Here is a 12,623-nt window from a genome sequence, read left to right as displayed (position 1 = left end):
CCGGAAGGACCGACCGGGTCACCGGCCGCGGGGCCCTGACGCCGGACGCGGTTCGGCCGAGGGCGGGAGCGCCCTTCTCAGCGGTCCAGCCCCGCGCAGACGCTGCTCACCTTCTCGTGTGCCGCCACCGCCTCCGCCCCCTTCACGGCGAACACCTGCAGCCGCCCCATGACGTCCTGCAGGGCCTTGTCCAGGGCGTCGTAGCGGGGGTCCAGCAGGGCGGCGGACCGGGCCAGTCCGGCGGCACCGCCGACGCGTTGGTAGTAGGCCTCGGAGACCCCGTCGTCGCTGAGCACCTTGCTCAGCGCCGGGACCCGCTCCCACGCCTGGCAGGCGCCCGCCGCGTCGGCCGCGGCGTCGTCGAGGCCGGTGCCGGCCGCCGCGCCGTCCGGTCCGGCCCACAGGAGCCAGCCGAGACCGATGCCCGCACCGGCGGCGACGACGGCGGCCACCGACGGCACGGCCCACCGGGACGGAGCACGGCCGCCGGCGGGCGGAGCCGGCGGAGTGGAGGGAGGCGGCGGCGGGGTGGAGGGAGGCGGCGGCATGGGCCCAGAGTCAGTCATCGAAACGGCTTCCTTCGGTGTGCGGAGGACGGTCCGGTTCACGGGAACCGGCCGCATTGAACCACTCCCGCCTCCGGCCGTGCCGCCGGATGCGGATGTCGATCTCCCCGACGCCGCCGGGTCCGCGCTCCGCCGCCTGAGTGACCGTCACCCGGGCCCGGCCGCCGCCCCGGCGGCACCGGCAGGGCTTTACCGAAGCGACCGATCCATACCCCCGCTTCGCTCCGGTCGCGTCCTGCTCGATCCCGCTCGATCGGAAATGATGCAGCGTTCGCCGCACCACCTTTCCAGCACCCCATGGGGTTCAGGGCTCCGATCCTTCCCCCGCCCGACCCCGCCGAAGCGGCGGTCGTCCCGGGTCTTGTGCCGTCGCCGCTGTCCGCTGCTGCCCCTCAACGTCCCGCACGATGTCCTGGCGGGGGCCGGCTCCCGTGCGAGAGCGCGGTGCCGTACTTGGCCGTCGAGCCCTTGACCGCTTGCCACGCGGACCGGGGCACGGACCGTCTCGGTCGTGCCGTGGACACGAGTCAGGCACGCACGTCGCGTTCCCGCACTTCCTTCAGGACCGCCGACACCGTCGCGAAGTCGTTGTCCCCATGGAGCACGGTGTGCCCATGACGGACCGCTGTCGCACACACCAGGAGATCGACGGCGCCGGCGGCACGATGCCGCCCGCGCCGAGTGAGTTCGTACTGGGCGGTGCCGACCCGGCGCCACGCGTTCTTCGGGACCGGCGAGAGCTGACCCAGGGCGTCCAACTCCTCGGCGAGCTCGTCCCGGTGAGCCGGACCGGTGGCCGAGTGGAGGAACTCCGCCCTCGTGGGCCCACAGACACGGAACACACCGGCGGCGATGTGCCCTTCCCCTGGCCGCAAGGCTCCCTGCGCCACGATCACCTCTCATGCCCTGCACGGCGCGTTGGACATGGGTGGCATTTCGGACACCCCGCGTCCGCCGCGTGTCCACTGGATCTCGGCCTGAACGAATGAACAGGGGGCACCACCCCGGGGTGATGCTCCCCGTCCTCACGTTTCCGCAAGGAGGAACAGTTCCGCTGCGTGATCCCTGGGTGGGGCGGGTGGGACTCGAACCCACGGCCGGCGGATTATGAGTCCGCTGCTCTAACCGGCTGAGCTACCGCCCCATAGCGGCGTGTCGCGTACACGTGTGCGCGCCGTCTGCCGCAGCATAGCCGCTCATACGATCTCACGCTCCGCCCGGTCCGACGCCGCACGATCATGAGGACCGCGCCGCGGCCTGCCCGGTTCCCGGGGACATGAAAAAGGACCCCTAAGGGTCCTCGATCACGATGCTCCCCCGACTGGACTCGAACCAGTAACCTGCCGGTTAACAGCCGGCTGCTCTGCCAATTGAGCTACGGAGGACCGAGCTCCCCCGACTGGACTCGAACCAGTAACCTGCCGGTTAACAGCCGGCTGCTCTGCCAATTGAGCTACGGAGGAATGCCTCGTTCGCATCGAACGCCCTTACCTGGGTATTCGCCAGGGGGCGGACGCTCGCTGCGACACATACATTAGCGCAAGCAGGGGGGTGCTCCGCCAATCGGTTCCCTCGGGCACCGAGATGTCGCACCGCAGACCTACACGAGGAAAGGGTGGCCGTCATGCGCTACCGGCTCACGTTCGTCGTCGGACTCGCCCTGGGTTACGTGCTCGGCACGCGGGCCGGGCGGGAGCGCTACGAACAGCTGAAGAAGTCCGCGCGGCAGGTCGCGCAGAACCCCGCCGTGCGCAACACGGCGGAGTCGGCGGCGCAGCAGGGCCGCCAGTTCGCGGGCAAGGCGTACCACGTGGTCAGTGACAAGGTCGGGGACCGGATGCCCGAGTCGGTCGCGGGCCGGGTCCGTTCCCTGCGGGACCGGACCGCGCACAGCGACGGCTCGGACGACTGGGGCACCGCCCGCCCCTGAGGCCTCGTCCCCCGGATCAGGCCGCGGACCCGGCCTGATCCGCACGAAGGACCCCACGCGTGCCGAGCCGACGCGGTCACCCCCCGCGGTGCGGCAGAATTTCGCGTATGGGGATAGTCGCCGGGTTGGACAGTTCGCCCGATTTCACTCGCATCGTCGTCTGCGACGCGGACACAGGGGCCGTGCTGAGGCAGGGCTACGCACCGCATCCGGTGGAGGGGCCCGACGGTGCCGGCCGTCCCTCCGACGTCGATCCGCAGGCGTGGCTGCTCTCCCTCGGGGAGGCGGCCGGCGGCGGACTGCTCGAGGGCGTGCAGGCGATCGGCGTGTCGGCGCAGCAGAACGCGGTCGTGCCGCTCGACGCGCAGGGCGGCACCGTGCGTCCCGCGATGGTCGGCGGCGACAAGCGCGCGCAGGTCGCGGCGGCCGACCTGATCGACGCGCTCGGCGGCCGGGAGGCGTGGGCGCAGGCGGTCGGCTCCGTGCCGCAGGCCGCGCATCCGGTGACCAAGCTGCGCTGGCTGGCCAAGAACGAGCCGGACGCCGCGCTGCGCACCGCCGTGCTGCTCCAGGCGCACGACTGGCTCGTGTGGCAGCTCCTGGGGCGGCCGGTGCGCCGCACCACCGACCGCGGCGGCGCCTCCGGCACCGGGTACTGGTCGGCGGCCGGCGGCGGCTACCGGCCCGAGCTGGTGGAACTGGCGCTCGGTCACCAGGCCATGCTGCCCGAGGTGATCGGCCCCTCCGACGCGGCGGGCACGACCCCGGAGGGCCTGCTGATCTCGGCCGGCACCGGCGAGACCATGGCCGCCGCGTTCGGGCTGGGCATCGGGCTCGGGGACGCGGTCGTGTCGCTGGGCGCCTCCGGGTCCGTGATGGCCGTGCACCCCGCGGCCCTCGTCGACCAGAGCGGCATGATCACCTCGCTGGCGGACGCGACCGGCATGCACCTGCCGGTGGTCACCACCCTGAACGCCGTACGGACCCTGCGCGGGGCCGCCGAGCTGCTCGGTACGGCCGATCTGGAGGCGCTGTCCGATCTGGCGACGAAGTCGACCCCGGGGGCGCACGGGCTGGTGCTGCTGCCCTATCTGGAGGGGGAGCGCACGCCGAACCTGCCGCACGCCGCGGGCACCCTGACGGGGCTGCGGCGCGAGTCGATGAAGCCGGAGCACTTCGCGCGGGCGGCGTTCGAGGGCATGCTGTGCGGGCTGGCGGACGCGCTGGACGTGCTGCGCGGCCGGGGCGTCGAGGTGCGGCGGGTCTTCCTGCTCGGTGCGGCGGCCGGGCTGCCGGCCGTGCAGGCGGCGGCGCCCGCGCTCTTCGGGGCGCAGGTCGTCGTACCGCAGCCCGCGGACTACGCGGCGATCGGGGCGGCGCGGCAGGCCGCCTGGGCGCTCGGCGTGTCGCAGGGCACGCTCGATCCGCGCACCCCGCCGGCCTGGCCCGGCCCCGCGGCGCAGGTGCTGGACCCGGGTGAGGAACTGGCCGTGGGACAGGCCGTGCGGCAGCAGTACGTGTCGGTGCGGGAGCAGACGCACCCCACCGCGTTCCGCTCGTAGGCCGGGAGGGCCGGGGCCGGGGCGGCCCCCAGCACAACGCTGTCGGCTTAATCGGTTGAGGTAACACCGGTGGAGTACCGGACGATAGGGGCCAGGGGCAACCAGTGCCCCGCACCCCGCCGACTCCGAGAGACGTAGCGTGCTCATACGACTTCTGCGGACCTATCTCAGGCCCTACAAGAAACCCATCGTCCTGCTGGTGCTGCTCCAGCTCCTCCAGACCTGCGCCACGCTCTACCTGCCCACGCTCAACGCCGACATCATCGACGACGGCGTGGTCGAGGGCGACACCGGTCACATCCTTTCCCACGGCGCCCTGATGATCGGCGTCTCGCTGGTGCAGGTGGTCTGCAACATCGGTGCCGTGTACCACGGCGCCCGGACGGCGTCGGCCCTCGGGCGGGACGTGCGGGCCGCCGTCTTCGACCGGGTGCAGTCCTTCTCCGCCCGCGAGGTCGGCCAGTTCGGCGCGCCCTCCCTGATCACCCGGACCACGAACGACGTCCAGCAGATCCAGATGCTGGTCCTGATGTCGTTCACCCTGATGGTGTCCGCGCCGATCATGTGCGTGGGCGGCATCGTCATGGCGCTCGGCCTGGACGTGCCGCTGTCGGCGGTCCTGATCGCCGTGGTGCCGGTGCTGGTGGTCTGCGTGACGCTGATCGTGCGGCGGCTGCGGCCGCTGTTCCGGTCCCTGCAGACGCGGCTGGACACGGTGAACCGGGTGCTGCGCGAGCAGATCACCGGCAACCGCGTCATCCGCGCCTTCGTCCGCGACGCCTACGAGGAGCAGCGTTTCCGCGAGGCCAACGCCGACCTCACCGGCATCTCGCTGAAGGCCGGCAACCTGATGGCGCTGATGTTCCCGGTGGTCATGACCACGGTGAACCTGTCGTCGATCGCGGTGGTGTGGTTCGGCGCCCACCGCATCGACAGCGGCGGGATGCAGATCGGCGACCTGACCGCGTTCCTCGCCTACCTCCTGCAGATCGTCATGTCCGTGATGATGGCCACCTTCATGTTCATGATGGTGCCGCGCGCCGAGGTGTGCGCCGAGCGCGTGCAGGAGGTCCTGGACACCGAGTCCAGCGTCGTCCTGCCGACGGCGCCGGTGCGTGATCTGCGGCGTCACGGTCATCTGGAGATCCGGGGCGCCGGCTTCGGCTACCCGGGCGCCGAGGAGCCCGTGCTCAAGGGCGTCGACCTGGTGGCGCGGCCCGGTGAGACCACCGCCGTCATCGGCTCGACGGGCAGCGGCAAGTCCACGCTGCTCGGGCTGGTCCCCCGGCTGTTCGACGCCACCGCCGGGCAGGTCCTCGTCGACGGCGTCGAGGTCGCGGACCTGGACGCGGCGCTGCTCGCCAGGACCGTCGGGCTGGTGCCGCAGAAGCCGTACCTGTTCGCCGGCACGGTCGCCACCAACCTCCGGTACGGCAACCCGGACGCGACGGACGAGGAGCTGTGGCACGCGCTGGAGGTGGCCCAGGCCGCGGCGTTCGTGCGCGAGCTGGACGGCGGTCTCGACGCCCCCGTCGCGCAGGGCGGGACCAACGTCTCCGGCGGTCAGCGGCAGCGGCTCGCCATCGCCCGCACCCTCGTGCAGCGCCCGGAGATCTACCTCTTCGACGACTCCTTCTCCGCCCTCGACTACGCCACCGACGCGGCGCTGCGGGCGGCCCTGGGCCGGGAGACCGCCGGGGCGACCGTCGTCATCGTCGCCCAGCGGGTGGCCACCATCCGTGACGCCGACCGGATCGTCGTGCTGGACGGGGGCCGGGTCGTCGGCGAGGGCACCCATCGGGAACTGATGGCGGACAACGAGACCTACCGGGAGATCGTGCTCTCCCAGCTCACGGAAGCGGAGGCCGCCTGATGTCCGGGCCCATGGGGCGCATGATGGCCGGAGCGGGGCCGGAGAACCGCACGCTGGACTTCAAGGCGTCCGGCCGGCGGCTGCTCGCCCGGTTCGCGCCGGAGCGGCTCACCCTCTACGCGATGCTGTGCTGCGTCGTGCTGAGCGTGGGCCTCAGCGTGGTCGGGCCGAAGATCCTCGGCCGGGCCACCGACCTGGTCTTCGCCGGCATCGTCGGACGGGGGATGCCGGCCGGGGCGTCGAAGGACGAGGTCCTCGACGCGATGCGCGAGCGCGGTGAGGACGGGGTCGCCGACATGCTGCGCGGCACCGACTTCACCCCCGGACAGGGCATCGACTTCGACGCCGTCGGCCGGGTGCTGCTGCTCGCGCTCGCGGTGTTCACCGTCGCCGGCCTGCTGATGGCGGTGGCGACCCGGCTGGTCAACCGGGCGGTCAACCGCACGATGTACCGGATGCGCGAGGACGTGCAGAAGAAGCTGTCGCGGCTCCCGCTGTCGTACTTCGACAAGCGGCAGCGCGGCGAGGTGCTGTCCCGGGCGACCAACGACATCGACAACATCGGGCAGACGCTCCAGCAGTCGCTGGGCCAGCTGGTGAACTCGCTGCTCACCATCGTCGGCGTCCTGGCGATGATGTTCTGGGTGTCGTGGCTCCTCGCCCTGGTCGCGCTGGTCACCGTGCCGCTGTCGGCGGTCGTCGCGGCGCGCGTGGGCAAGCGGTCGCAGCCGCACTTCGTGCAGCAGTGGCGCACCACGGGCAAGCTGAACGCGCACATCGAGGAGATGTACACCGGCCACACGCTGGTGAAGGTCTTCGGCCGTCAGCAGGAGTCGGCGCGGCAGTTCGCCGAGCAGAACGAGGCGCTGTACGAGGCCGGGTTCAAGGCGCAGTTCAACAGCGGGGTCATGCAGCCGCTGATGTTCTTCGTGTCGAACCTCAACTACGTGCTGGTGGCCGTGGTCGGCGGGCTGCGGGTCGCCACCGGCTCCCTGTCGATCGGCGACGTGCAGGCGTTCATCCAGTACTCGCGCCAGTTCTCGACGCCGCTGACGCAGGTGGCGTCGATGGCGAACCTGATCCAGTCGGGCGTCGCCTCGGCCGAGCGGGTCTTCGAGCTGCTGGACGCGGAGGAGCAGCGGGCCGATCCGGTGCCGGGCACGCGGCCCGAGGAGCTGCGCGGGCGGGTGGCGCTGGAGCACGTGTCCTTCCGCTACGACCCCGACAAGCCGCTGATCGAGGACCTCTCGCTGGTCGTCGAACCCGGCCACACGGTCGCCATCGTCGGCCCCACCGGCGCCGGCAAGACCACGCTGGTCAACCTCCTCATGCGGTTCTACGACGTCACCGGCGGGCGCATCACCCTCGACGGCGTCGACATCACGCGGATGTCGCGCGACGAACTGCGCGCGGGGATCGGCATGGTGCTCCAGGACACCTGGCTGTTCGGCGGCACCATCGCGGAGAACATCGCGTACGGCGCCGCGCGCGAGGTCACGCGCGGGGAGATCGAGGAGGCGGCGCGGGCGGCGCACGCGGACCGGTTCGTCCGCACGCTCCCCGACGGCTACGACACGGTGATCGACGGTGAGGGCAGCGGGGTGAGCGCCGGTGAGAAGCAGCTGATCACCATCGCCCGCGCGTTCCTGTCCGACCCGGTGATCCTGGTGCTCGACGAGGCGACGAGTTCCGTCGACACCCGTACCGAGGTGCTGATCCAGAAGGCGATGGCCAAACTGGCGCACGGGCGGACGTCGTTCGTCATCGCGCACCGGCTGTCGACGATCCGGGACGCCGACACCATCCTGGTGATGGAGGACGGGTCGATCGTCGAGCAGGGCACGCACACGGATCTGCTGACGGCGGACGGGGCGTACGCGCGGCTGTACAAGGCGCAGTTCGCCGAGGCGGTCGCGGAGGTGGACTGAGCCCGTGCCCGGCCGCTCCGCCCCGCGGCCGGGAGCTGCCGGGCACGGGGCGGAGGGGCCGAAGGGGGGCGGGGGGCGCGGGGGACGCGCCCCCCGCGGTCAGTCCGTGCCCGCCAGCTTCTCCAGCTGGGCGGTGATCACCTCGTCCGGCGCCTCACCGGCGTTCTTCTGCGCGGCCGGGCCCATCCAGCCGAAGACGGCGACGTTGGAGCCGCTGCGCACCACCCGGTACCAGTGCGCCGTTCCCGACGACTCGCGCTTGTAGGCGACCGCCTCGTCGCCGGGGCCGGGGTCGGGGTCGGGCAGGGCGGTGACGGTCGGGTTCAGGCCCATGTCGTCCTCGTACCCGGTACAGCCCTTCGCGGCGTCGCGGACGCGGGTGAGGAGGCTCTCGGCGCCGGCCGCCTCGTCGTAGGCGTACAGCGTGACCTCGGTGGCCCGTACGTCCGTCTTCGGCTGGACGGAGCGGGCCGCCGCCGCGGCCGGGGCCGGGTCCGGGGTGCGCAGCCGGATGTCCTCCATGGGCTGGCAGACCGCCGGGGCGGCCGGTCTGCCCTTGCTGCCGAGGACGGTGCCCTGCTTGAAGACGGTGAAGGTGTAGTCGGGCAGGTCCGCTTTCGCGATCGCCGCGCTCTCCAGGCCGGCCGCGTCCAGCGGGCCGCCGCCCGCCCTGCCGGCCGGCGGCGTTCCCTTCGCCGAGCCCCCGCCCGCGGACTCCTCGTCACCGCCTCCGCAGCCCGCCAGCAGTGCCGCCGCCGTCAGCACCGCCGCGGCCGCCGGGACCCGGCGCAGTCCGTCCACTCGCATTCCCACTCCTCATAAGCCTGTTCTCGGCACATCGGTGACGACGTCACGCATGCGACGACGATGACAGGACATGACGGGGACGGCGTCAGTGAAAAGGCGTATAAGCACTACGCACGGTGGCCGGTCGGAGGACGGGCGGGAGCACGTCGAGGCGTCCCGGCCGCCGCGCGCGGCGACGGCGTGCCGCGCGCGGGCCCGTCGGCCCGGGCCGCGGCACACGCGTCCGCGGCCCGGCCGGTGGCCCCCGCCCGGGCCGGCGTCACCGGCCGCGGTGGGACGGGGGGTCACGGGCACCGTGCCCGCACGGCCGGGGTCAGTCGAGGTAGCCCCGGAGCTGGTCCGCGAAGGCGTGGTCGCGGAGTCTACCGAGGGTCTTGGACTCGATCTGGCGGATCCGCTCGCGGGTGACGCCGAAGATGCGGCCTATCTCCTCCAGGGTCCGGGGACGGCCGTCGACCAGGCCGTAGCGGAGCTGGACGACCTTGCGCTCGCGCTCGCCGAGCGTCGACAGCACGACCTCCAGGTGTTCCCTGAGCAGCAGGAACGCCGCCGACTCCACGGGGCTGGCGGCGTCGCCGTCCTCGATGAGGTCACCGAGGGCCACGTCGTCCTCCTCGCCCACCGGGGCGTGCAGGGAGACCGGTTCCTGGGCGAGCCGCAGCACCTCCCCGACGCGCTCGGGGGCGAGGTCGAGCTGGGCGGCGACCTCGTCGGCGGTGGGCTCGCAGCCGCGTTCCTGCAGCAGCCGGCGCTGGACGCGCACCACGCGGTTGATCAGCTCCACCACGTGCACGGGGACGCGTATGGTGCGGGCCTGGTCGGCGAGCGCGCGGGACATGGCCTGGCGGATCCACCAGGTGGCGTACGTGGAGAACTTGTAGCCGCGGGCGTAGTCGAACTTCTCGACCGCCCTGATCAGGCCCAGGTTCCCCTCCTGGACGAGGTCCAGCATGGTCAGGCCGCGGCCGACGTAGCGCTTGGCGACCGACACGACCAGGCGCAGGTTCGACTCGATGAGGCGGCGCTTGGCCATCCGGCCCATGACGACCAGCCGGTCCAGGTCGAGGGCGAGGTCGCCGTCCAGGTCGGGGGTGCCGCCCAGCTTCGCCTCGGCGAACAGGCCGGCCTCCACGCGGCGGGCCAGTTCGACCTCCTCGGCGGCGGTGAGCAGCGGGATCCGGCCGATCTCGCGCAGGTACTGGCGGAACAGGTCCGAGGAGGGGCCGAAGGCGTCGACGACGCGCGGGGCGGGCGCCTCGCCGTCGAGGGCCGCGCTCTCGAGGGCCGCGCCGTCGAGGGCCTGGTCGGGGTCGTGCCCGGGCGGCCCGGTGAGGGCGCCGGCGGGCGGGTCCTGGGGTGCCGGGCCGGCCGGCTCGGGCTCCGGTTCCATGGCCGTCTCCGGGTGGCGCGCGGCGCGGTCCTGCGGCGGGACCGCGACCAGGACGCCCGTCCGGCCGTCCGGTTCCGCGCCGTCCGCTTCCGTGCCGTCGGTGCGCGTGTCGGTCTGGGTGGGGGTCCGGGTCTGGGTCTGCACGGGGGGCGACCTCCAGGGTGATCGCTGCCGAGAGGTGCGGCAGCGCTGCTTCGAGGGCGGAGCCGGCGGCCTTGCCGCTGTCCGTCCCGTACGCGATGAGCACGACCGCGGGGGTGGGCAACCCGCTGGGGACGGACCGGCCGCGCTCCGAGGACTCAGGCACCGCCACCCAGTGTGGGGTACGACACATCGCCGCCACGAGGGGCGTGCGATGACTTTTTGCGTCCGGGCCGTGACCGCCCGCCGACCGCGGAGGTCAGGAAGCGGGCCGGAACGTGCTCACAGGGCCGCGGCTCCGTGGCCGCGCAGCGCCTGGTCGTACTGCTGAAGGACCCACAGCTCGTTCTGGACGGCGGCCAGTTCGGCCGGGTCGCCGCCGGTGGACAGCCGGGCCAGCTGGGACTGGACGTCGCGGACGCGGCGCTCCACGGCGCGGCGGCGGACCTGGACCAGGACGGTGCCCGCGTACACCTCGTCGACCGTGCGCCGCATGATCGGCTCGACGGCCAGCTCGGTGACCATGGCGCGGACGGTGTCGTCGGGTGCGGCGTCGCGCACCCGCATCAGGTACTCCTGCCCGTCCGATACGCCGGACTCGGCGCCGCCCGCGTCCTGGACCGCCGCGCGGACGGCGGCGTAGGGGGCGGCGGTGAACTCGTCGACGCCGTACGCGTCGAAGGCCGGGGAGACCAGCTCGGGGCGCTGGAGGGCGAGCTTGAGCAGCTCGCGCTCGGTGGCGTAGACGGGATTGCGCAGGGTCAGGGCGGGGCCGGTGACGGCGGGGCGGGGGGCGGCCTCGTAGGACGGGGCGGAGCCGCCGCGGGCCGGAGCCGGGCCCCGGCCGCCGCGGTCGCGGGCCCAACGGGCCAGCTGCGCCACGCGTTTGACGACGAACTGGGTGTCGAGGATGCCGAGCATGCCGGCCAGCTGGACGGCGACCTCGTGCTGGGCGCCGCTGTTCTTGATGCGGGCCACGACCGGGGCGGCCTCGTCGAGGGCCGCGGCCCGCCCGCCCGGGGTCTCCAGGTCGTAGCGCGCGACGATCTGGCGCAGGGCGAACTCGAAGAGCGGGGTGCGGGGTTCGACGAGGTCGGCGACCGCCTCGTCGCCCTTGGCCAGCCTGAGGTCGCAGGGGTCCATGTTGTCCGGCGCGACGGCGATGTACGTCTCGGCGGCGAACTTCTGGTCGTCCTCGAAGGCGCGCAGGGCCGCCTTCTGGCCGGCCGCGTCGCCGTCGAAGGTGAAGATCACGCGCGCGGAGCCGTTGTCCATCAGCAGCCTGCGGAGGATCTTGATGTGGTCGGTGCCGAAGGCCGTGCCGCAGGTCGCGATGGCGGTGGTGACGCCGGCCAGGTGGCAGGCCATGACGTCGGTGTAGCCCTCGACGACGACCGCGCGGGAGGACTTGGCGATGTCCTTCTTGGCGAGGTCGATGCCGTAGAGGACCTGCGACTTGCGGTAGATGGCCGTGTCGGGCGTGTTCAGGTACTTGGGGCCGTTGTCGCTCTCGTGGAGCTTGCGGGCGCCGAAGCCGACGACCTCGCCGCCGATGTCGCGGATGGGCCACATCAGCCGGCCGCGGAAGCGGTCGATGGGGCCGCGGCGGCCGTCCTGGGCGAGGCCGGAGAGGATCAGCTCCTTGTCGCTGAAGCCCTTGCCGCGCAGGAAGCGGGTGAGGTGGTCCCAGCCCTGGGGGCTGTAGCCGACGCCGAAGTGGACGGCGGCGGCCTGGTCGAAGCCGCGTTCGGCGAGGAAGACCCGGCCGGCGTCGGCCTCCGGGGCGACGGCGAGCTGTTCGGCGTACCACTCGGCGGCGATCTTGTGCGCCTCCACCAGGCGGATGCGTTCACCGCGCTGGTGGGAGGGGTTGTAGCCGCCCTCCTCGTAACGCAGGGTGATGCCGGCCTGGGCGGCGAGGCGCTCGACGGCCTCGGAGAAGGTGAGGTGGTCGACCTTCATCACGAACGTGAGGGTGTCGCCGCCCTCCTGGCAGCCGAAGCAGTGGAAGAGCCCCTTGCTCGGGCTGACCTGGAAGGACGGCGACTTCTCGTCGTGGAAGGGGCACAGGCCCTTGAGGTTGCCGCCGCCCGCGTTGCGCAGCTGGAGGTACTCGGAGACGACGGCGTCGATCGGGACCGCGTCCCGTACCGCCTTCACGTCCTCGTCGTTGATCCGTCCTGCCACGTGGTGATTCTACGGGGCCGCGCCGACGGCCCGGGGCGCCGCGGCGGGGCCCGCCGCCCGCGCGCCACCGCGCGGGCGGCCGCGCCGACGCATCCGGCCGGGCCCCCGGAGCGGCGCGACGGGGCGGACGTCGCCTGTCGCGGCCCTAGGCGGTGTCTTCAATTGATCTTGCGTGGTGGATCATGGTCGGGTGATACGTCGTCATGAACTGTCCGATGCTGAGTGGGAGTTCGTCCGGC

General features: G+C 72.7%; 9 protein-coding genes and 3 tRNA genes. 4 read left to right on the top strand and 8 right to left on the bottom strand.

Annotated features, from left to right (window positions below; translation table 11 throughout):
- Positions 1 to 77: 77 nt before the first annotated feature.
- The 5 genes from ACZ5FU_RS29465 to ACZ5FU_RS29445 all read right to left on the bottom strand — a co-directional run bounded on the left by ACZ5FU_RS29465 (position 78) and on the right by ACZ5FU_RS29445 (position 2,029).
- Complete coding sequence (locus ACZ5FU_RS29465) at positions 78 to 566, bottom strand: hypothetical protein (RefSeq protein ID WP_469047421.1); 489 nt, start codon at positions 564 to 566, stop codon at positions 78 to 80.
- A 527-nt stretch (positions 567 to 1,093) separates the two neighbouring features.
- Complete coding sequence (locus ACZ5FU_RS29460; RefSeq protein WP_469047419.1) at positions 1,094 to 1,462, bottom strand: PIN domain-containing protein; 369 nt, start codon at positions 1,460 to 1,462, stop codon at positions 1,094 to 1,096.
- Positions 1,463 to 1,636: 174 nt separating this feature from the next.
- Positions 1,637 to 1,710 (bottom strand) — tRNA-Ile (locus tag ACZ5FU_RS29455).
- A 168-nt stretch (positions 1,711 to 1,878) separates the two neighbouring features.
- Positions 1,879 to 1,951, bottom strand: a tRNA-Asn gene (locus ACZ5FU_RS29450).
- A gap of 5 nt (positions 1,952 to 1,956) precedes the next feature.
- A tRNA-Asn gene (locus ACZ5FU_RS29445) sits at positions 1,957 to 2,029 on the bottom strand.
- 161 nt (positions 2,030 to 2,190) lie between these two features.
- Between ACZ5FU_RS29445 and ACZ5FU_RS29440 the strand changes: the two genes are divergently transcribed.
- The 4 genes from ACZ5FU_RS29440 to ACZ5FU_RS29425 all read left to right on the top strand — a co-directional run bounded on the left by ACZ5FU_RS29440 (position 2,191) and on the right by ACZ5FU_RS29425 (position 7,859).
- On the top strand, positions 2,191 to 2,496 hold the full coding sequence (locus ACZ5FU_RS29440; protein WP_451530353.1) for a YtxH domain-containing protein: 306 nt from the start codon (positions 2,191 to 2,193) through the stop codon (positions 2,494 to 2,496).
- Between the two features lie 107 nt (positions 2,497 to 2,603).
- Entirely contained in the window at positions 2,604 to 4,058 is a 1,455-nt protein-coding gene (locus tag ACZ5FU_RS29435; RefSeq protein WP_451530354.1) for an FGGY family carbohydrate kinase, read from the top strand.
- A gap of 139 nt (positions 4,059 to 4,197) precedes the next feature.
- Positions 4,198 to 5,931 (top strand): ABC transporter ATP-binding protein, encoded by a 1,734-nt coding sequence (locus tag ACZ5FU_RS29430; protein ID WP_451776271.1) that lies wholly within the window; start codon positions 4,198 to 4,200, stop codon positions 5,929 to 5,931.
- Complete coding sequence (locus tag ACZ5FU_RS29425) at positions 5,931 to 7,859, top strand: ABC transporter ATP-binding protein (protein ID WP_468642756.1); 1,929 nt, start codon at positions 5,931 to 5,933, stop codon at positions 7,857 to 7,859. The genes ACZ5FU_RS29430 and ACZ5FU_RS29425 overlap by 1 nt, the downstream gene beginning before the upstream one ends.
- 99 nt (positions 7,860 to 7,958) lie before the next feature.
- On the opposite strand, the gene ACZ5FU_RS29420 is transcribed toward ACZ5FU_RS29425, so the two are convergent.
- From ACZ5FU_RS29420 to dnaG, 3 genes are all read right to left on the bottom strand, one after another.
- The gene (locus tag ACZ5FU_RS29420; protein ID WP_451776265.1) at positions 7,959 to 8,666 is read right to left on the bottom strand and encodes a hypothetical protein; all 708 of its coding nucleotides are present in this window, start codon (positions 8,664 to 8,666) and stop codon (positions 7,959 to 7,961) included.
- 313 nt (positions 8,667 to 8,979) lie between these two features.
- Complete coding sequence (locus ACZ5FU_RS29415) at positions 8,980 to 10,200, bottom strand: RNA polymerase sigma factor (RefSeq protein WP_469047417.1); 1,221 nt, start codon at positions 10,198 to 10,200, stop codon at positions 8,980 to 8,982.
- A 279-nt stretch (positions 10,201 to 10,479) separates the two neighbouring features.
- Positions 10,480 to 12,384, bottom strand: a complete 1,905-nt coding sequence (gene dnaG / locus ACZ5FU_RS29410; RefSeq protein ID WP_451776263.1) for a DNA primase — start codon at positions 12,382 to 12,384, stop codon at positions 10,480 to 10,482.
- Positions 12,385 to 12,623: the final 239 nt, after the last annotated feature.

This window comes from Streptomyces sp. NPDC031554 (assembly GCF_055580685.1).
The sequence above is the reverse complement of the archived record's forward strand: the minus strand, read 5'-3'. Positions and strand labels throughout refer to the sequence as shown.